General features: G+C 64.9%; 17 protein-coding genes. 8 read left to right on the forward strand and 9 right to left on the reverse strand.

Annotation, left to right across the window (positions count from 1 at the left end):
* The first annotated feature begins 75 nt into the window (after nt 1-75).
* The 7 genes from ACM42_RS22300 to ACM42_RS22330 all read left to right on the forward strand — a co-directional run bounded on the left by ACM42_RS22300 (nt 76) and on the right by ACM42_RS22330 (nt 8394).
* Nucleotides 76-1881: a gamma-glutamyltransferase family protein gene (locus ACM42_RS22300; protein WP_271529951.1), complete on the forward strand. Its 1806-nt coding sequence runs from the start codon at nt 76-78 to the stop codon at nt 1879-1881.
* A gap of 9 nt (nt 1882-1890) precedes the next feature.
* The gene (locus ACM42_RS22305) at nt 1891-2601 is read left to right on the forward strand and encodes a DUF1028 domain-containing protein (RefSeq protein ID WP_271529952.1); all 711 of its coding nucleotides are present in this window, start codon (nt 1891-1893) and stop codon (nt 2599-2601) included.
* Nucleotides 2598-3587 carry an ABC transporter ATP-binding protein gene (locus tag ACM42_RS22310; RefSeq protein ID WP_271529953.1) on the forward strand — a complete coding sequence of 330 codons (990 nt, stop codon included), beginning with the start codon at nt 2598-2600 and terminating at the stop codon, nt 3585-3587. Before ACM42_RS22305 ends, ACM42_RS22310 begins: the two co-directional genes overlap by 4 nt.
* 175 nt (nt 3588-3762) lie before the next feature.
* A complete protein-coding gene (locus tag ACM42_RS22315) occupies nt 3763-4872 on the forward strand; it encodes an ABC transporter ATP-binding protein (RefSeq protein WP_271529954.1) in 1110 nt (369 codons plus the stop codon).
* Nucleotides 4873-4889: 17 nt separating this feature from the next.
* On the forward strand, nt 4890-6401 hold the full coding sequence (locus ACM42_RS22320) for an ABC transporter substrate-binding protein (RefSeq protein ID WP_271529955.1): 1512 nt from the start codon (nt 4890-4892) through the stop codon (nt 6399-6401).
* Between the two features lie 160 nt (nt 6402-6561).
* Nucleotides 6562-7503 (forward strand): ABC transporter permease, encoded by a 942-nt coding sequence (locus tag ACM42_RS22325; RefSeq protein WP_271529956.1) that lies wholly within the window; start codon nt 6562-6564, stop codon nt 7501-7503.
* A gap of 3 nt (nt 7504-7506) precedes the next feature.
* Nucleotides 7507-8394, forward strand: coding sequence for an ABC transporter permease (locus ACM42_RS22330; protein ID WP_271529957.1), 888 nt, complete (start codon nt 7507-7509; stop codon nt 8392-8394).
* Here ACM42_RS22330 and cnbZ read toward each other — a convergent pair.
* The 9 genes from cnbZ to ACM42_RS22375 form a co-directional block, all read right to left on the reverse strand.
* Nucleotides 8391-9137, reverse strand: coding sequence for a 2-amino-5-chloromuconate deaminase CnbZ (cnbZ, locus tag ACM42_RS22335; protein ID WP_271529958.1), 747 nt, complete (start codon nt 9135-9137; stop codon nt 8391-8393). The genes ACM42_RS22330 and cnbZ overlap by 4 nt on opposite strands.
* A 9-nt stretch (nt 9138-9146) precedes the next feature.
* A complete protein-coding gene (locus ACM42_RS22340) occupies nt 9147-10397 on the reverse strand; it encodes an adenylate/guanylate cyclase domain-containing protein (protein ID WP_271529959.1) in 1251 nt (416 codons plus the stop codon).
* Nucleotides 10394-10783, reverse strand: coding sequence for a response regulator (locus ACM42_RS22345; protein WP_024340065.1), 390 nt, complete (start codon nt 10781-10783; stop codon nt 10394-10396). The genes ACM42_RS22340 and ACM42_RS22345 overlap by 4 nt, the downstream gene beginning before the upstream one ends.
* A complete protein-coding gene (locus tag ACM42_RS22350; protein ID WP_271529960.1) occupies nt 10780-12840 on the reverse strand; it encodes a sensor histidine kinase in 2061 nt (686 codons plus the stop codon). Before ACM42_RS22350 ends, ACM42_RS22345 begins: the two co-directional genes overlap by 4 nt.
* 130 nt (nt 12841-12970) lie before the next feature.
* Entirely contained in the window at nt 12971-16066 is a 3096-nt protein-coding gene (locus ACM42_RS22355) for a MexW/MexI family multidrug efflux RND transporter permease subunit (protein ID WP_271529961.1), read from the reverse strand.
* 81 nt (nt 16067-16147) lie between these two features.
* The gene (locus ACM42_RS22360; protein WP_271529962.1) at nt 16148-17341 is read right to left on the reverse strand and encodes an efflux RND transporter periplasmic adaptor subunit; all 1194 of its coding nucleotides are present in this window, start codon (nt 17339-17341) and stop codon (nt 16148-16150) included.
* A gap of 1 nt (nt 17342) precedes the next feature.
* The gene (locus ACM42_RS22365; RefSeq protein WP_271529963.1) at nt 17343-18029 is read right to left on the reverse strand and encodes a TetR/AcrR family transcriptional regulator; all 687 of its coding nucleotides are present in this window, start codon (nt 18027-18029) and stop codon (nt 17343-17345) included.
* Nucleotides 18030-18184: 155 nt separating this feature from the next.
* Nucleotides 18185-18775: a thiamine pyrophosphate-dependent enzyme gene (locus tag ACM42_RS22370; RefSeq protein ID WP_271529964.1), complete on the reverse strand. Its 591-nt coding sequence runs from the start codon at nt 18773-18775 to the stop codon at nt 18185-18187.
* Entirely contained in the window at nt 18772-19314 is a 543-nt protein-coding gene (locus tag ACM42_RS22375) for a phosphonopyruvate decarboxylase (protein WP_271529965.1), read from the reverse strand. The genes ACM42_RS22370 and ACM42_RS22375 overlap by 4 nt, the downstream gene beginning before the upstream one ends.
* 105 nt (nt 19315-19419) lie before the next feature.
* Here ACM42_RS22375 and ACM42_RS22380 point away from each other — a divergent pair, with 105 nt between their 5' ends.
* Nucleotides 19420-20640, forward strand: coding sequence for a cytochrome P450 (locus tag ACM42_RS22380; RefSeq protein WP_271529966.1), 1221 nt, complete (start codon nt 19420-19422; stop codon nt 20638-20640).
* The last annotated feature ends 156 nt before the right edge of the window (nt 20641-20796 follow it).

The raw sequence follows: 20796 nt of genomic DNA on the forward strand, positions 1-20796 counted from the left end.
CATGCAGCCTGCGCATTTGGCGGCGGCGTGGCCCTGTGATCAATTGCGCGCGCCGGAAATAAGGTGGTGAAGTTCATGGGCAGCAATATCAATCCCGATCCGTTCACGACGAGGCCCGAGATCGAAGGCACGTTCGGGGTCGTCGCCACCACGCACTGGATTGCGACGGCCGTCGGCATGGCCATCCTGGAAAAGGGCGGGAATGCTTTCGATGCCGGCGTTGCCACCGCCTTCACGCTCCAGGTGGTCGAGCCGCATTTGAACGGTCCCGGCGGCGACGTACCCATCATCGTCCACGACGTGAAGCGCGGCCGCACCGAGGTGATCTGCGGTCAGGGCCCGGCACCCGCGCGCGCCACCATCGCACATTACAGAAGCGAAGGCCTCGACATGGTTCCCGGCACCGGCCTGCTCGCGGCCTGCGTTCCCGGCACCTTCGAATCTTGGATGATGCTGCTGCGAGACTACGGCACGATGCGCGTGCGCGACGTGCTGGAGCCGGCGATCTCGTACGCCCGCGACGGCTATCCGCTGGTCGAACGCGCCTGCGCCACGATCCAGACCGTCGAGCAGCTGTTCCGCAAGCATTGGCCGACCTCGGCCGCGGTGTATCTTCCGAACGGTGAGGTGCCGAAACCCGGCACGCTCTTCACCAACAAGACGCTGGCCGCAACCTACGCCCGCATCCTCAGCGAATCCGAGAGCGGCGGCGGCGGCCGCGACGCCGAGATCGAGCGCGCACGCAAGGCCTGGTCGCAAGGCTTCGTTGCGGAAGCCATCGACAGGTTCTGCCGGACGCAGGAGGTGATGGACGTCAGCGGCTCGCCGCATCGCGGCGTGCTCTCGGCCGACGACATGGCACGCTGGCAGCCGACGGTCGAGGCGCCGCTCACTTACGACTATGGCCGCTACACCGTCTGCAAGGCCGGCGTCTGGAGCCAGGGCCCCGTCACGCTCCAGCAGCTCGCACTGCTCAAGGGCTTTGCGCTCGACGGGCTCGATCCGACCGGGCCGGAGTTCATTCATCTCCAGATCGAATGCGCCAAGCTTGCCTTCGCCGACCGCGAGAAATTCTATGGCGATCCCAAGTTCAACGAGATTCCGATCGGGACGCTGTTGTCTGATGCCTACAATGACGAGCGGCGTAAGCTCATCACCGACAAGGCGTCGCTCGATCTCCTCCCCGGCTCGGTCGAAGGCTTTGGCGGCGAGGTCAAGCTGCGCCGCGCCGAGGGCCAGCGCGAGTCCGTCGGCGCGCTCGGTGCCGGCGAACCGACGGTCGGGCGCTTCGGCGAGGTGCGCGGCGACACCGTGCATTTCGACATCATCGACAAGGCCGGCAACATGGTATCCTCGACACCATCGGGCGGATGGCTGCAATCCTCACCGATCATTCCGGAGCTCGGCTTCTGCCTCGGCAGTCGCGCCCAGATGTTCTGGCTGGAGGAAGGCCATCCCGCCGCGCTCGCGCCGGGCAAGCGGCCACGCACGACGCTGTCGCCGACCATGGCATTGCGCGATGGCGAGCCGTACCTCGCCTGGGGCTCGCCGGGCGGCGACCAACAGGACCAGTGGATCACGCAGTTCTTCCTGCGCCACGTCCATTGCAATCTGAACCTCCAGGAGGCAATCGACGCGCCGGCCTGGCACTCCGAGCACTTCCCGATCTCGTTCTGGCCGCGCACCGCGCGCCCCGGCGTGCTCGTGGTCGAGAACCGCGTGCCGAAGGCGACGATCGAGAACCTGCGCGAGCGCGGTCATATCGTCGAGGTCGGTCCCGACTGGTCGGAAGGCCGCCTCACTGCGGCCTCGCGCGTGGGCGTGCGCCGCCGTGCCGCCGCCAATCCGCGCGGCATGCAGGGCTATGCCGCAGGACGCTGAAGGCAGCACATGACCTGGTCGATCATCGCGCGAGACCCTGCCACCGGCCAGTTTGGCATTGCGGTAGCGACCCGCTTCTTCGCCGTCGGCGCGCGCGTCCCCTACATTGCCGCCGGTGTCGGCGCCATCGCAACGCAGGCCTTCGTCAACCCCTATTACGGCATCGACGGCGTCAAGCTGTTGCGCGAAGGTTTGAACGCACACGACGTACTCGCCACCCTGCTCGCGACCGACGAAGGCCGCGAAAGCCGCCAGATCCACATCATGGATGCCAGCGGCGAGATCGCCGCGCATACAGGGCGCGATTGTGTCGACTGGTGCGGCCACATCGCAGGCAGCGGCTTCTCGATCGCGGGCAACATGCTCGCCTGCGCCGACGTGCTCGACGAGACGGCAAAGACCTACATCGCCAATGACAGCCTCCCCTTCCCGCGCCGCCTGCTCGCGGCGATGCGCGCGGGTGAAGCCGCCGGCGGGGACAAGCGCGGCAAGCAGTCCGCCGCGCTACTGATCCACGGTGAGGAGGAATGGCCGGCGCTCGACATTCGCGCCGACGATCATCCCGATCCGCTGAGCGAGCTCGAGCGGCTCGAAGAGGTCAGCCACGAGCTCTGGGTGCACTTCCGCGCCTCCATGCCGACGCGGCAGAACCCGGCCGGCAACACCGATCGCAGCGCCATCGACGCCAGCATCGCAGCAGCGCGGGCAAGGCGGTCATGAGCCCGAGCCCCCTCATCGAGATCAGGGATCTGCGCATCCGCTTTCACGGCGACGACGGCCGTATCACCCACGCCGTCGACAGCGTCGATCTCAGTGTCGCCCATGGCTCCACGCTCGGCCTCGTGGGCGAATCCGGCTGCGGCAAGAGCGTGACCTCGCTGGCCATCATGGGCCTCTTGCCGAAGCAGAGCGCGGAGATATCAGGCGCGATCCGCTTCGACGGTTTCGATCTGCTGAAGACTCCCGACCAGACGCTGCGCGACCTCCGCGGCAACCGGCTGGCGATGATCTTCCAGGAGCCGATGACCTCGCTCAACCCGAGTTTCACGATCGGCGACCAGATCATCGAAACGATCCTGCGCCATCGCGGCGGCTCGCGGAAGAGTGCGCGCGAGCGCGCAATCGAACTGCTGCGCCGCGTCCACATCCCATCGCCCGAGCGGCGCATCGACGAGTATCCGCACAAGCTCTCAGGCGGCATGCGCCAGCGCGTCATGATCGCGATGGCGCTGGCCTGCGACCCGCGCCTCCTCATCGCCGACGAGCCGACGACCGCGCTCGACGTCACCCTGCAGGCCCAGATCCTGGAATTGATGCGCGAGTTGAAAGCGGCGAGCGGCGCCGCGATCATCCTGATCACCCATGATCTCGGCGTCGTCGCCGAGGTCTGCGACGAGGTGGCGGTGATGTATGCCGGCGAGATCGTCGAACGTGCGCCGGTGGACGAGCTGTTCTCGGCGCCGCAGCATCCTTATACGGTCGGTCTGCTCGGCTCGATCCCGCGGCTCGACCATCGGGCCGAGCAGCTTGCGACGATCGAAGGCATGGTCCCGAACATGGCGCAGCCGCCCGCCGGTTGCCGCTTCGCCGCACGCTGCCCGTTCGTGCTGGATGCCTGCACCAACGCGCCGCCGCCACTGGTTGAGGTCAGCCCCGGCCACCTTTCGCGCTGCATCCGCGCTCCGCTTGAACTGTTGGTGTCGTGATGGCCTCGTTCTCCCTTCTCGTGCCCCGGGCGCAGCGCAGCACAAGCGCAGCGCGGTGGTGTGCTGCTGAACCGGGGCCCATGTGGCGGCAATCTGGGTCCCGGTTCAGCGTCGCAACACTTCGTGCTGAGCCGCGCCCGGGACACGAGATCGGTACTTGCGGGGTACAGAAGCAATGAGCGCTCTCCTCGAGGTCGAAGGCCTGGTCAAGCATTTCGTCGCCGAGCGCTCGCTGTTCGGCCGCGCATTGGCGCACGTCAAGGCCGTCGATGGCGTTTCGTTCTCGCTCGACGCCGGCAAGACGCTGGCGCTGGTCGGCGAGTCCGGTTGCGGCAAATCCACTGTCAGCCGCCTGGTCTTGCGGCTGATCGAGCCGGACGCCGGCACGGTTCGCTTCGAGGGCCGCGATCTGCTCTCGCTCGACGCCAACGGCTTGCGCGCCTTCCGGCGTAAAGCCCAGATCATCTTCCAGGATCCTTATGCCTCGCTCAATCCGCGCATGACGATCGGCCAGATCCTGACCGAGCCGCTGGCGCTGCACGATCTCGTTCCGGCACCGCGACGATCCGAGCGCGTCGCCGAGCTGCTGCGGCTGGTCGGGCTCGAGCCGCGGCTGGCACGGCGCTATCCGCATGAGTTCTCCGGCGGTCAGCGCCAGCGCATCGCCATCGCGCGCGCGCTCGCGGTCGAGCCGAAGCTGATCATCTGCGACGAGCCGGTCTCGGCGCTCGACGTCTCGATCCGCTCGCAGATCCTGAACTTGCTGCGCGAGCTGCAGGACCGGCTCGGCCTTGCCTACATTTTCGTTTCGCACGACCTGGCCGTGGTCAAGCACATCGCCGACCACGTCGCGGTGATGAATCTCGGCCAGATCGTCGAGACCGCGGAGGCGGACGCGCTGTTCGCCGCACCGCACCATCCCTACAGCCGGGCGCTGCTGTCCGCGATCCCCGTGCCTAAACCGCGGGCAAAGAGCAGCCGGATTGTGCTGCAGGGAGAGATCCCCAGCGCGCTCAATCCGCCACCGGGATGCCGCTTTCACACCCGCTGCCCTTATGTGGTCGATCGCTGCCGCAGCGAAATGCCTCGACTCGTCGCGGATGGCATCGGACATGCAACGGCCTGCCACCGAACATCGGAACTGCCCTCCTCGGAGGCGATCGTCCCAATGGACGGCGGCTTCTCGCCGGTCCTGGAAAAACTGGTCGCAGCCTTCAGCGGCGGGCCGGAAGCAGCACGCGGCGGCGGGGTTCGTTCATTGGGGGCGGCCCCCACAACGCCGTGAAACAGAGGTTGAGAACGATGAGCTTTATGCGTTTGACAATCCTGGCGTCGGCATTGCTGACGTCGCTCGCGGGCACCGCCCAGGCGCAGACCACGCTTCGCATCGGCATCGCCGAGGACCCCGACATCCTCGATCCCAGCATCGGCCGCACTTATGTCGGCCGCATCGTCTTCTCCGCGTTCTGTGACAAGCTGTTCGACATCGATGAGAAGCTCAACATCGTGCCACAGCTGGCGTTGTCCTACGAGACATCGGCCGACGGCAAGGCCATGACGATCAAGCTTCGGCCAGGCGTCAAATTCCACGACGGCGAACCGCTGGACGCGGAAGCCGCGAAATTCTCGATCGAGCGTCACATGACGCTGCCGACCTCGTTCCGCAAGTCGGAGCTCGCCAGCGTCGACCACGTCGAGGTGGTCGATCCTCTCACCATCAAGCTGGTGCTGAAGACGCCCTACTCGCCGCTGATCGCCCAGCTCACCGACCGCTCCGGCATGATGGTCTCGCCCAAGGCTGCGAAGGAGGCCGGTGACAAGTTCGGCCTGCATCCGGTCTGCGCCGGCCCCTACAAATTCGTCGAGCGCGTCCAGCAGGACCGCATGGTGTTCGAGAAATTCGCCGATTACTGGAACAAGGACAACATCCACATCGACCGCGTCGTGTTCCAGCCGATCGTCGACGCCACCGTGCGCCTTGCCAATCTGAAATCCGGCGCGCTCGACCTGATCGAACGCGTGCTCGCCACCGACATCAAGGACGTCCGCGCCGATTCCCGGCTCGTATTGTCGACCGCGCCGGAACTTGGCTATCTCGGCCTGACCATCAACATCGGTAACGACAAGAACAAGGGCCCGCTGAGCCAGTCGGCCAAAGTCCGGCAGGCGCTCGATCTGTCCATCGATCGCGAGGCGCTCAACCAGGTCGTGTTCAACGGAGAATTCACCCCGGGCAATCAATGGGTCAGCCCGACGCATCCCTATTACCAGAAGGCATTCCCGGTTCGCGGCCGCGACGTTGCCAAGGCCAAGGCGCTCCTGAAGGAAGCGGGCGTCACCCTGCCGGTGACGGTGGACTACATGATCCCGAAGGGCGCGGAGAACGAGGCCGTCGCCCAGGTCGTCCAGTCAATGGCGGCGGAAGCCGGCTTCGACATCAAGATCCGCGCGGTCGAATTTGCGACCACCTTCAAGCAGGCCCAGGCCGGCGAGTTCCAGGTCTTCCAGATCAACTGGAGCGGCCGGATCGATCCCGACGGCAATTCCTACATCTTCATGCGCAGCAAAGCGCCGCAGAATGACGGAGGCTATTCCAACCCCGAGGCCGACAAGCTGATGGAAGAGGGGCGAGCGACAGCGAACGTCGACGAGCGCAAGGCGATCTACGCCAAGCTGACCAAGATCCTGCTCGACGACCTGCCGATCATCTACATCTATCACCGCACGCTTTTGATCGCGCACACCAAGAAGCTCGAGGGTTACCGGCAGATGCCCGATGGCCTCGTGCGCGTGGTCGGGCTGAAGTTCAAGTGATAGATCTGATGACGACGATGGCGTGTCCCGGACGCGGCGCAGCGCATAAGCGCTGCTCCGCAGAGCCGGGACCCACAGCAGCAGCGAACCGCGGCCATTGGGTCCCGGTTCAGCAGCGCAACATTGCATGTTGCGCAGCGCCCGGGACACAAGCCGCACCATGCTGAACTTCCTCGCCCGCCGCATCGCGCAGATCGTGCCGACGCTGTTCTTCGTGTCGGTGCTGATCTTCTCGTTGCAGCAATTGTTGCCGGGCGATCCCGCGCTCGTGATGGCCGGCGAGGAGCGCGATCCCGCGGTGATCGAGCAGATCCGCCAGCAGTACAAGCTCGATCAGCCGGTCCCGGTCCAATATGTCTACTGGCTCAAGGGCGTCCTGACAGGCAATTTCGGCGAGTCGCTGCGCAACAAGATGCCCGTGCGCGAGCTGATCGCACAGAAACTGCCCGTGACGCTGCAGCTCGGCTCGATGGCGATCCTGATCGCGTTCTGCATCGGCATTCCCGCCGGCATCGTCTCCGCGGTGAAGAAGGGCACGGCCTGGGACTATGGCGCCAATCTGTTCGCGCTGTGGGGCATCTCGACGCCGAATTTCTGGCTCGGAATCCTTCTGATCTTCCTGTTCTCGATCAAGCTCGGCTGGCTGCCGGCCTCGGGCTACGTGCCGCTGACCCAGGACTGGCGCGCGAGTCTCGCCGCCACCATCATGCCGGCCTTCGTGCTCGGCAACGCGATTTCCGCGATCCTGATGCGACACACCCGCAGCGCCATGCTCCAGGTGCTGGAGAGCGACTATGTCCGCACCGCTCGCGCGAAGGGTCTTTCCGAGCGCTCGGTCATCCTCAAGCACGCCATGCGCAATGCGCTGACGCCGATCATCACGCTCGGCGCGCTCGAGCTCGGCACGCTGCTGTCGGGCGCGGTGCTGACCGAGCAGATCTTCTCCATTCCCGGCTTCGGCAAGCTGATCGTGGACGCCGTGTTCAATCGCGACTACGCCGTGGTGCAAGGCGTGGTGCTGGTGACGGCCACGGTTTACATCACCCTGAACCTTGTCGCCGACGTCGCCTATGTCCTCGTCAATCCGCGGCTGAGGGGCTAGGCGATGACCGACACTGCGCTGCCCGCCAGCCCCGCCGCCCAAGCCTACGAGCTGGACAGCCCGGCGCGCCGCGCCCGGCGGCGGCTGTTCAAGCGCAAGGCGGCCGTGTTCGGGCTTGTCGTGATCACGGCATTCATCCTCCTTGCGGCGCTCGCGCCACTCGTCGTTCCCTACGATCCCATCGCGACGAGCTGGAGCCTGGTGCGCAAGCCGCCGACGGCAGCGCACTGGTTCGGCACCGACGAGCTCGGCCGCGACATCCTGAGCCGCGTCGTCTACGGCGCGCGCGCCTCCCTGCTCGCAGGCCTCATCTCGGTCGCGATCGCGCTCGGCATTGGCGTGCCGCTCGGCCTTCTCGCCGGCTATCGCGGCGGCTTCACCGATGCGCTGATCAGCCGGATCACCGATGCGATGCTGGCCTGCCCGTTCCTGATCCTGGCGATCGCGCTCGCGGCATTCCTCGGGCCGAGCCTCGGCAATGCCATGATCGCGATCGGCATCTCGGCGACCCCGATCTTCATCCGCCTGACCCGCGGCCAGGTGCTCGTCGTCAAGGCCGAGGACTATGTCGAGGCCGCGCGGGCGCTCGGCAATCCGCCATGGCGGATCGCGTTCTCCCATATCCTGCCGAACATCCTGCCCGCGCTGCTGGTGCAGGCGACGCTCTCGATCGCCGCCGCCATCATCGCGGAAGCCGCCCTGTCCTTCCTCGGCCTCGGCCAGCAGCCGCCCGCGCCGTCCTGGGGCAGCATGCTCAACGCCGCGCAACGCTTCCTGACCCAGGCGCCCTGGATGGCGATCTGGCCCGGGCTTGCGATCTTTCTCGTGGTGCTGTCGCTGAACCTGCTCGGCGACGGCCTTCGCGACGCGCTCGATCCGCGGCAGCGCTAGATCACAACCTCGCGCATCACCCGCCGGCAATCCATCTCGAATTCGAGATCGACCACCGGCGGACGCGCGAAGTGCCAGGTCAGGCCGGAACGCAATGCGCCGCGACGGACCAGCTCATCGACCATCGCGTGGTGGAAGTCGTGCACGGAATAGGCCTGCACGCCGGTCGTGTCCTTCCAGCCGAAGCCGAAGGCGGCCATCCGGCTCTCCATTTGCGAGGTCGTGGTGAAGCGAACCTTTTCCCGCAAGCCTTCCGGACTGAGATCACGGTAGCGCACGGTGCGCTCGACATAGGTACCGCTGCCCTCGCGTGCCTCGGCGCCGCCGGCGATGACGAAGCTGGGTGCGTTTGATTGCGTCGGTCGCGTGAAAGAGAATGCATAGAAGGACGGCTCTGACGGCGGATCGATCTCCGGACAGACATTGCTGCGCGCCACCGGATTGATCGTGCCGTCGAAGATGCCCCACTCGGACAACGTCTTCACATAGTGCAGGTTGAACGCACGAAAGCCCTCCTCGCTGAAGGCCGCCGGCGAGCGCAGTTCGCAGGCACAGAACGCTGTCAATGGACGCCCCGCCTCCTGGATGAACTTTGCGGCCAGCGCAAATCCTTCCGCGAGCGGCACCAGGCGGTCGAACCGGACGCGCTCGATCTCAAAGCCCTCGTCCGCGGCGGCGCCGGCGGAATACTGGAACACGGATGGAATGAAACGATAATTTCCGGCGGAGAATTCGCGCGTCATAACGGACTCCTATTCCAATTGCATGCGAGTGCCCTTGGCGCCGTTGAGCAAACGCCTCAGGTGAAAACCGGCCAGCGGATCGTCGGCATGCATCCCGACCAGCGCGGCAAAGGCCGGCATGGCGGCGGCATCGCCGGCCTCCATCTTGGCAAAAGCTTCGGAATATTGCGCCGTCGCCGGGGCTTCGAATTTCGCCTGGGGCAACGGTTCGAACGCACGCAGCGGCTCGCTGCGCCCGCGCAGCATCAGGTCGCCCACCGGCCGACCATGGAAGTTCGCAGCCTCCTTGGCCACGCTGGCACTGACGCAGATGCGCGTTCCCAGATGCTTGTTGGCCGCCTCCAGCCGCGCTGCCGTATTGACGGTGTCGCCATAGGCCGTGTAGTCGAAGAAGCGGTTGCCGCCGAAATTTCCGACCAGCGCGGGGCCAGCATGCGCACCGATGCGGGTGGTCCCGAAATTCACGCCTCTCGCCTTCCAGCGCGCCGAAAAGTCCTCGGCCCAGGCGTCGAGGTCATGGGCACAGGCGACTGCACGCGTCGCATAGTCCGGCTGGTCGCCGGGTGCATTGAACAGCACCTGGATCGCATCGCCGATGATCTTGGCAACCGTCCCCTCATGAGCGAAGACAATCTCGGTCATGCCGCCGAAATATTCGTTGAGAAGCTCGCCCAGTGTCTGCGGGGCCGCGGACTCGACCAACGAAGTGAAGCCGGTGATGTCGGTGAAGAGGGTGGCGACATCGCGCCACTGCACCTCCATGCCGTCGCCATCGACATCCGCCGCCAAACGCCTTGCGATCTCCGGCGAGAAGAAACGCGACAGCGAGGCATGGGCGTGCTCTGCTTCCATCTGGCGCCGCCGCACTTCGCGCAGCATCTCCACATGACGAATGGTCTTCTCGATCGTGGTCTCCAGATCGGCGAAGTCGATCGGCTTGGTCAGGAAGTCGAACGCGCCGCGGTTCATGGCGATGCGGATATTGCTCATGTCGCCATAAGCAGAGACGATGATGGTCGACTTCTTGTCCTCGGCCTCCTGGAGCTTCGCCAGCAGCGACAGCCCGTCCATCTGCGGCATGTTGATGTCGGAAACCACCATGTCGACATGCGGGTTCAGCTCGAGCGACTCCAGTGCCTCCAGGCCGTCGCGCGCGAATATGAGAGCGAGCTTCCCATCGCGAATCTGCCTGCGGAATTTCTGCAGGATCAGCGCCTCGAGGTCAGGCTCGTCGTCGACGAAGAGGATGGTCGCAGTCATGCGGCTTGCTCGAGCCTCGTGTCGATCTCCTGCCGCAGCAGCGCGAAGTCGATCGGCTTGGTGAGAAGACCGACGGCACCGCGCTCGATCGCCTTTCGGCGCGTCTCGGCGTCGCCATAGGCCGTGATCATGATGACGGGAACGTCCGGATGCGCGGCACGCACTTTCGGCAGCATGTCGAGCCCGCTCATGCCGGGCATGTTGATATCAGACAGGATCAGGATCAGCGAGGGATCGCGAACCTCGGCGGCACGCTTCAGCGCTTCGGGGGCCGAGAGCGCGAACTCCATCTGGAAGCGGCCGGCGCGCAGGTCGCGCCGGAACTGTTGCCGAAACAGTGCCTCGACGTCGGGCTCGTCATCGACGACCAGGATGTAAACGTTCAAGACTTGCCTCCGGGTGTACTGCCAGTCGTGCTGCCTGTTGCCATCGCCCGCGGCAGGGTGATGATGAATTCGGTGAATACACCGGGCTCGGTGTTCACGTCGATCGTGCCGCCGTGCTGTTTCACGATGATATCATGGCTCATGGACAGACCGAGCCCCGTCCCCTCGCCGGCCGGCTTGGTGGTGAAGAAGGGGTTGAACATCCTCTCCTTCACCTCGGGGGGAATCCCGGTGCCGTTGTCGCGGACCCGGATTTCGACGCTGCCGCCGAGATTCTTCGTTGCCGCGCTCAAGGTGGGCGCGAAGGTGTCCCCGTCGCTCTCTTTGCGCTTGGCCGCCGCGTAGAAGCCGTTCGAGATCAGGTTGAGGAAGACGCGCGTGATCTCCTGCGGATAGACGTCGACCATGCCGGCAGCGGGATCGAACGTGCGCTGGAGCGTGACGTTGAATGCCGGCCTTTCGGCGCGCGCGCCGTGATAGGCTAGATTGAGGCTTTCCTCCACGACGGCATTGATGTCGACGGCGCGATGCTCGCCGGAGCCTTCGCGCGAATGCAGCAGCATGTTCCGGACGATGGAATCGGCGCGCTTGCCGTGCTGCACCACCTTCTCGAGGTTACCCCTGAGCATGCCGGTCAGCTCCTCGACCTCCTCCTTCGTCTTGCCGTCGAGAGCGGCGGATCGCAGCGTTTCTTTGAGCTCGTCGATCAGCTCCGTCGAAACTGCGGAGAAATTGTTGACGAAGTTGAGCGGGTTCTTGATCTCGTGAGCGATGCCGGCGGTGAGTTGGCCGAGAGATGCAAGCTTCTCGGTCTGGATCAGGCGGTTCTGCGCGGTGCGCAGATCGTTGAGGGATTGGCGGAGTTCCGCGGTGCGCTGCTCGACCTTGTTCTCAAGGTCAGCATAGGATTCCTGCAAGCGTGCACCCATGTCGTTGAACTGGTCAGCGAGCTCTTCAAGCTCGTCGCCGGTCCTGATCGAGATGCGCTGAGAGAAATCGCCGCCCCCGATCCGCTCGGCACCGCTGCGCAGGGCCTGGATCGGCACGACCATGCGGCGCGCCAGGAAGATCCCGGCGAGCACTGCGAAGATGGATGCTGCGAGCAGCACGATCGCAAGCCGCTGCAATGAAGCATAGAGCGCGGCATAGGCCTCCTCGACCGGAAGCTCGACGAACATGGTCCAATGCAGCGGCTCGATCGGGGCCGATGCGGTCAGCACCTTCTGGCCCTGGATGTTGCGCGCTTCGGAAAGCGCGCCGGCGACGGTACCGCTCCCGGCCAGCGCGGCACGTACTTGGGGGAGTCCGGACATATCGGTATTGCGCAGGACGAGGCTGATGTCGGGATGCGCGATCAGTCGTCCCTCCGGACCGACCACGTAGGCGTGTCCGTGCTCGCCGACCTTGATCTGGGACACAACGTCCCAGATCAGCTTGAGATTGACCTCCGCGATGCTGACGCCGGCATCCTTGCGGGCGCCGGCCAGCGCCAGCGTCATGTAGGGCTCGGACTCCCGGCGGAAATAAACCGGGCCGTAATAGACCTTGTGCGCGACCGCCTCGGTGAACTTCGGGTCGGCCGACAGGTCGATTCCGCTGTCGAGCGCGTCCATCGCCAGCCGCGAGACCCGCAACCGCTCCTTGCCGGTCGAATCCACCTGGGCAAGCTCGGTGATGGCAGGCACCTGGCGCAGGAGGCGCAGCGCATCGAACCGGCGCTGCTCGATCGAGCCTCCCGACCAGGGCAGTTGCGTGGTCCAGCCGAGCTGGCTCTCGATCTCCTTGACGAACTGGCCGATCTTGGCCGCGGCCGCCTCGGCCTGCTCGTGCTGGACTCTGATCAGCGAAGCCTTGTGCTCGCGATAATAGAAGAAGACCTCGAACAAGCCATTGGCGAGCAGAGCGATGGCGACGACGGCCACGAACAGCGCGACGTATTTGGTGAACAGCCGCATCCTGATTCCGCGGCCCGCCGTTCCGCCGGACGCTGCCTTGCCCTGGGCCGCGCTCGGCAGCGTCCCGGCTCGAGGTGTGTCGGAGTGGAGGGAAAGGCTCATCCCGCGAAACCTAGCAAGAAGACTGGACCTTGTCTCTCGCAAGCGCAGGAAAGGGCCTCCCCCAGGACACAACGAAAAGGGGCGGCAGCGGATGTCCGCTGCCGCCCCTGGACTGGCTTGTCTTGCAGCCTCAGGTCGGCCGCAGCACCTTGGAGTCGAGGTCGAGCTCGTTGACCTGCTTGTTCCGCTCCGAATCGGCCGCCGCGCGATGGTCGGTCGCCAGCACCACATAGACCGCCGGCAGCACGAACAGCGTGAACAGCGTGCCGATCGACATTCCGGCTACGACGACCAGACCGATCGAGAAGCGGCTGGCCGCCCCTGCGCCGGTCGCGGTCAGGAGCGGAATCAGGCCGGTGACCATGGCGGCCGTCGTCATCAGGATTGGCCGCAAGCGGATGCGGGCCGACATTTCGATGGCGGAGCGGCGGTCGAGCCGCTCCTTGACCTGGAGCTCGTTGGCGAACTCCACCATCAGGATGCCGTGCTTGGTGATCAGGCCGACCAGGGTGAGCAGACCGACCTGGGTGTAGATGTTCATGGTCGCCGCGCCGAAGAACAGCGGGATCAGCGCGCCGACGATCGCCATCGGCACCGAGATCATGATCACCAGCGGGTCGCGGAGGCTCTCGAACTGCGCGGCCAGCACCAGGAAGATGATGATCAGCGCGAAGCCGAAGGTGATCGCGAGCTGATTGCCTTCCTGCACATATTGCCGGGAGTCGGCCAGATAGTCGTGGCTGAAGCCCTGCGGCAGCTTCTTGGCCTCGCCTTCGAGGAAGTCCACCGCCGCACCGACGGTCACACCCGGCATCGGCACGGCCGAGAACGTCGCCGAATTGAGCTGATTGAAGTGAGTCAGCGAATTCGGGTCGGTCTTGGTCTCGATCGACACCACCGTCGACAGCGGCAGCTGCTGGCCGGTATTGGTCGTCACGTAGTAGCCGCCGAGCGATTCCGGCGACAGCCGCTTGGCGCGCGGCACCTGCGGGATCACCTGGTAGGACCGGCCCTCGAGATTGAAGCGGTTGATGTAGTTGCCGCCGAGCAGCACCGCGAGCGTAGCGCCGAGGTTCTGCATGCTGACGCCAAGGTCCTGCGCCTTGGTACGGTCGATGGTCACCTTCACGTTCGGCTGGTTGTAGGCGAGGTCGCTGTCGGAGACGATGAACATGCCGCTCTTGCGCGCGGCCTCCTTCAGCTTCTCCATCTGCTCATAGACGGTCTGGAACCCGGCGGTGGAGTTGATCACCATCTGGATCGGCAGGCCGCCCGGACCACCCGGCAGCGGCGGCAGGTTGAACGCGAAGGCCTGCACGCCCTCGATCTTGGAGAGCTCGGCCTGCACCAGCGGCTTGAGCTGGATCGACGAACGCGTGCGCTCGTCCCAGGGCTTGAGCAGCATGCCGGCGATGCCGCCCTGCGGGCCGTTGATGCCATTCAGCACGAAGCGCAGATCGGTCTCGGGGAATTTCTGGAACTCCTTGTCGAGCTTGTCGCCGTAGAAATCGACATAATCGATGTTGGCGTATTTCGGTGCCTTGGTCACCGCGAACACGATGCCCTGGTCTTCTTCGGGTGCCAGCTCCTTCGAGGTGTGCATGTAGAGGAAGCCGACGAGGCCGAGGATCGTGATCGCAAACAGGCCGGTGATGGCCTTGTAGTCGAGCGAGCGATCGAGCTTACGGCCGTACCAGCGCGTCATCGCACCGAAGACCCTGTTGACCAGCTTTGCGAAGCGGCCCTCCTCGGTGTTCTTCAGCAGCATCGAGCACATCATCGGCGACAATGTCAGCGCGATCACGCCCGACACGATCACTGAGCCCGCGAGGGTAAAGGCGAATTCGCGGAACAGCGAGCCGGTGAGGCCGCCGAGGAAGCCGATCGGCGCGTACACCGCCGCGAGCGTGATCGTCATGGAGATGACGGGGCCCACGATCTCGCGCGCACCTTGCAGCGAGGCCTGAACCGGTGTCTTGCCCTCCTCAAGGTGGCGATGGATGTTCTCCACCACGACGATGGCGTCGTCGACGACGAGGCCGATCGCCAGCACCATCGCGAGCAGGGTCAGGAGATTGAAGCTGAAGCCCAACGCCAGCATCAGGGTGCAGACACCGATCATCGACAGCGGAATGGTGACGACGGGAATGATGACCGAGCGAAGCGAAGCGAGGAACAGGAAGATCACCACGATCACGATGATCACCGCTTCGCCCAGCGTCTTCTCCACCTCGTCGATCGAGGACTGGATGAACTTGGTGGAGTCGTAGGCGACCTTCATCTTCATCGACGGCGGCAGATTGCGCTCGAGCTCGGGGAACAGCGCGCGCACGCCCTTGACCAGCGTCAGCGGGTTGCCCTGAGGCGTTGCCTGCACGCCGATGAAGATCGCGTGCTCGCCGTTGAAGGCAACACTGGCGTCCGTGCTCTGGGCGGCAAGCTCGACGGTGGCGATATCCTCCATCCGCACGAAGCCGCCGTCCTTGGCCTTGACGATCATCTTCTTGAACTGGTTGACGTCGGTGAGGCCGGTATTCGTCGAGACGTTCGAGACGATGAGATAGCCCTTGGTCTGGCCCGCCGCGGACTGGAAGTTGTTGGCGGTGATTGCCGCGGCGACGTCGGCCGGCGACACATTACGGCCGGCCATCTTCACGGGATCGAGCCACAGACGCATCGCGAAGGTCTGGCCGCCGAGAATGTCGGCCGAGGCGACGCCGTCGACGGTCGACAGCACCGGCTGCACCACGCGCGTCAGATAATCGGAGATCGCCGAACCGGACAGTTCCTCGGACGAGAAGCCGAGATACATCACGGCCGTGGTCTGGCCGGTTGTCTTGGTGACGATCGGATCGTTGGATTCCTTCGGGATCAGGTACTTCACCGAGTTCGTCTTCGCCAGCACCTCGGTGAGCGCCTGGTTCGGATCGAAATTCAGCTTGATGTAGACCTGAATCGTCGAAGTGCCGAGCACGGAGGACGAGGTGATGTAGTCGACGCCCTCGGCGGAGGCGACTGCCTGCTCGATCGGCGTGGTGATGAAGCCCTGGATCAGGTCCGCGGACGCGCCGGGATAGACGGTCGTGATGTTGATGACCGTGTTCGACAGCTTCGGATATTGCCGGATCGGCAGCATCATCGCCGCGCGCAGGCCGATTAGCAGGATCAGCAGGCTGACGACGACCGACAGAACCGGGCGCTTGATGAAAATATCGGTAAGGGCCATCGCGGCGATCTCGATTTCCGATCTGGATTTCTATGTCTCAAGAGACGTGATCCGGCCGGGCCGGATCACGCGAGGATGTCGTCAGTAGCGCGGCGGCTGCGCCGGGATCGGCGGAGCCGGGTCGGTCGAGATCGATACCGGCGCGCCCGATTGCAGCTTGAGCTGGCCGACGGCGACGACCTTGTCGCCCGCTTTCAGGCCCTTGAGGATTTCGACACGACCCTCGACCCGGTTGCCGGTCTGCACGAAGGTGCGCACCGCCGAGAGGCTGGACTTGCCGTCCGCTTCCTTTTTCTCGGCGATCACGAACACCGAGTCGCCGTACAGGGTGTAGTCGACCGCCGTCTCGGGCACGGTGATCACGGCCGGCTTGTCCGGCAGCACCACCGTGGTGGTCACGAACATGCCGGGCTTGAGGATCTTCTCCGGATTGGCGATCGTCGCCTGCACGCGGATGTTGCGGGTGTCGGTCGAGATCTGCGGCTCGATCGTGGTGATCTTGCCCTCGAAGGTGCGGCCCGGATAGGCGTCGACCTTGAGCCGAACGGCCTGGCCGACCTTGAGGTTGCCGGAGTCCTTTTCCGTCACCGTGAAGTTGGCCCACAGCTCGGACAGATCGGTGAGCGACACGATCGCCGTACCTGCCGTCAGATATTGGCCGACCTCGACCTTGCGCATGCCGAGATCGCCGGAGAACGGCGCGCGCACCAGCTTCTGCGAGATCAACGCCTCGGTCTTGGCGATGCCGGCCTGCGCCTGGTCGTAGGCGGCCTGCGCGGTATCGACGGTCGCCTGCGGACCGAACTGGCGCGCCGCCAGTTGCTTGGCGCGGTCAAGCGACAGCTGCGCGACGGTCGCCTGCGCCTTGTAATTGGCGAGGTCGCCCTGCTCGGGCGCGTCGAACAGCTGGACCAGCGGCGTGCCGGCCTCGACACGCGTACCCGGCTCGAACTTGATCTCCGTGACGCGGCCGTTGACGTCGGCGCTGACGTCGACCTGATGCACGGCGACGAGGCTGCCGACCGCGGTGAGCAGGTTCGGCACCACCTCGGACTTCGCTTCGGCCGCGCTGACGGCCGTCGGCGGTGGCTTGTTGTTGGCGAAGAACTGCTGGATCATCTGGCCGCGGAAATAGTTGAACCAGACGAGTCCACCGACGAGCGCGGCCAGAAGCGTGCCGACGATGATGAACCAGAGCACCGGCCGGACCGGACGCTTGGGAGCCTTGCTGTCGATCGGTTCGCCCGAAATCTTGTGTTCGGTTACGATGTTCATGTCATGCACTTTCTGCAATCGCCGCCTTGCCGGCATCCGCGGCCTGATCGCGGCCCAGATGCGAAGCAATTGCGGCGTCGTTAAGTCCTATACCCCTCAGGAGAAACTCACAGAGCTGCCGCTCCAGGTGGTTCGCCTTGCCGTAAGCGAGACAAGGCGTGGCCGGCAGCCTGGTCAGCGCCGCGGTCATCACCGCATGATGCGCAAACCAGAACAGGTTGAGCGGATCGCCAGCGTAGGGCCGCGCATCCCCGGCGGCCACGGCGCGCTCGAGCGAGCCGACAAAAGCCGCCCCAATCAGGGTCTCGATCTTGGCATATAGCAAACGCGCGAATTCGCCGTCATCCAGATGGCTCGTGGCCATGAGTCGCAGGCGCTGGGCCTCTTCCTGATCGGGACCATCGGCAATGTGCAGGAAATGCCCGACCATCCTGCGGATCACCTCGACCAGCGTGGCGGTCGATGGCTCCCGCTCGAGAAGCTCGATGAATGCCGGATCCGCTTCGCATTCGTCGCTGAGAATTTCTGCATAGAGCGCCGCCTTGGACGGGAAATGCTTGAACAGCAGCGCCTCGGAAATGGCAGCGGCGGCCGCCACGCTCTTCGTCGTGGTGCCGGTGTAGCCATGTCGGGCAAAGCAGCGCTTCGCGGCACCGAGGATCAATTGACGCCTCAGGTCGCTCGTCATACGCAATGAGCTCATGGTGGGTGAGTAAACACTCACCCACGCAGAAGTCAAGCACTATGTTGCATCGCAACCTGAGTGCGTTGCGAATTCACGGGAAATTCCCACCACCACTCGGGCTGCTTGCAGGGTGACCACCCCCTCCGACAGCAGCGCCGCTAGATCGGCTGGAAGCCGAGGTCGCCGCGGATCCGGTTGAGGATATAGGTCCCATCCCGGCTTGGGAGGATCCGCTCCAGGCTGGCGCTGTCGATCTTCACATTGGCAAAGCGCGGCCCGGCCGAAACGTCGTGGACGGCTTTGGCAAAGGCCCCGACCTCGGCCATGGTCGTGACGGCCCGGCTGTTCGCAATGCCACATGCCTTTGCGATGCCGACGAGGTCGGCGGCGGCCGAGGTGTGGCTGGTCTGCCCGCCGGTCTCGCCATAGGCCTCGTTGTCGAGCACTGCGATCGACAGATTGGGCGGCCTTTGCAGGCCGATGGTGGCAAGGCTGCCCATCCCCATCAGCATTTCACCGTCCCCGGTGATGACCAGCACCGGCAGCTTCGGCTGCGCCAGAGCGAGGCCGAGCCCGATCATCGCGGCGCCGCCCATGCCACCCCACAGGTAGAAATTGCGCGCATGGTCGCCGGCCGCACACATGTCGTTGGTGGAGGCCCCCAGGCCTCCGATCGCGACGACGTCGTTGCGGTCCGCAAGCAGCGTGGACACCACCTTGCGGCGGTCGAGGAGATTGGCCTTGCTCATTTGGTGAAAACCTTGGCGCCGATCAGGCGCTGCGACAGAAGGACGGCGGTCGGCGTGAGCGCGTTGTAGGCCTGCGCGGCGGCGGCATCGAGCACGGCGGGCACCTCGGCGGCGTTCGAGGCGCGCAGCACCTTGACGCCGGAGAGCTCGAACACGCCCTGCGTGGTCGATCCCATCGGCACCTGCCACGGATTGAACTCGCCCCACTCGCCGCGCATAGTCACCAGCGTGAGGAACGGAAAGCGCAGGATCGGGATCAGCGACAGCATGTTGATGCAATTGCCGACGCCGCTCGATTGCATCAGCAGCACGCCACGCTGTCCGCCGGCCCAGGCGCCGGCGAGCAGCGCCACCCCCTCCTCCTCCGTCGTCAGCGGAATGCCGCGCATGGTGGAGGAGTCCAGCACGCGCTGGATCAGCCTGGAATGACCGGCGTCGGGCACATAAGGCACCTGCCGGACGTCGAAGCGCTGCAATGTTGCGAAGATATCGTCGGGCCAGTTCGGGGCCGTGTCGGCAGCGTCAGCGCGTGCGTGCATTTTCCTGTCCGGTCGGCTAGCAAGGTGCAAAGACTGTAGACGTATGCATGCGCCGACCAGAACAACAAAAACGGCATATCGGCTTTAACCGGCGAGTATAGCGGGATGAACGCAGATGCGAAGGCGCTGGCGGCCAGCTTCGACCTCGAGAAGCTGACGCCGGAGTTCTACGACAACCCCTATCCGACTTATCGTGCACTGCGGGAGAACGAGCCGGTCAAGCGCCTGCCGAACGGCACCGTGTTCCTGACCCGCTACGACGACCTCGTCACCACCTACAAGAACACAAAATCCTTCAGCTCGGACAAGAAGCGCGAGTTCGCGCCGAAATACGGCGACACCCCGCTTTACGAGCACCACACCACCAGTCTCGTCTTCAACGATCCGCCATCCCATACCCGTGTGCGCCGCCTGATCATGGGCGCGCTGTCGCCGCGGGCGATCGCGAGCATGGAGGGCGACCTCATCAAGCTGGTCGACGGCCTGCTCGACGCCATCGCCGCCAAGGGCTCTTGCGAGCTGATCGAGGATTTCGCCGCCTCCATTCCCATCGAGGTGATCGGCAATCTGCTCGACGTTCCCCATGACGAGCGCACGCCGCTGCGCGACTGGTCGCTGGCGATCCTGGGCGCGCTCGAACCCGTGGTGTCGCCCGAAGCCGCGGCGCGCGGCAACAAGGCGGTGACGGATTTCCTCGCCTATCTCGAAACGCTGGTGGCGCGGCGGCGCGCCAAGCCGGGCAATCCCGAGCGCGACGTGCTGACGCGGCTGATCCAGGGAGAGGAGAACGGCGAGCGGCTCACCGAGAAGGAGCTGCTGCACAATTGCATCTTCCTGCTCAATGCCGGCCATGAGACCACCACCAATTTGATCGGCAACGGCCTCGTGGCGCTGGCCCGTCATTCCGACCAGAAGCAGCGGCTGATCGACAACCCCGACATGATCAAGACCGCCGTCGAAGAGATGCTGCGCTATGAAAGCTCGAACCAGCTCGGCAATCGCATGACCACGGAGCGTGTCGAGCTCGGCGGCGTCGTGCTCGATGCCGCCACGTCGGTGACGCTGTGCATCGGTGCGGCCAACCGCGATCCCGCGCAGTTTCCAGACCCGGAACGCTTCGACATCGCACGCACGCCGAACCGGCACCTCGCCTTCGCCACCGGCGCGCATCAATGCGCCGGCATGGCGCTGGCGCGGCTGGAAGGCGCCATCGCGATCTCGCGCTTCCTGGCGCGCTTCCCGAACTATGCCGTGAGCGGGCAGCCGGTCCGGGGCGGACGGGTGCGGTTCCGCGGCTTCTTGAGCGTGCCCTGCGCGATCGGCTGAGGCCTCCAAGCAAAAATGACGAAAACAACCCCATGCACAGGAGAGGCCGGGTCGACGAACGACACCTTGCGGATCCGCAGAACTATCGGACGTTTCAGGCAAATCGGGCTGCGCCACGCCATCGGCGCATGAAGGCTTCCAAGCCGGCCGGCGAAT

It is taken from the genome of Bradyrhizobium sp. CCBAU 25338 (genome assembly GCF_028128965.1).
In the GTDB taxonomy this organism is placed as follows: domain Bacteria; phylum Pseudomonadota; class Alphaproteobacteria; order Rhizobiales; family Xanthobacteraceae; genus Bradyrhizobium; species Bradyrhizobium liaoningense.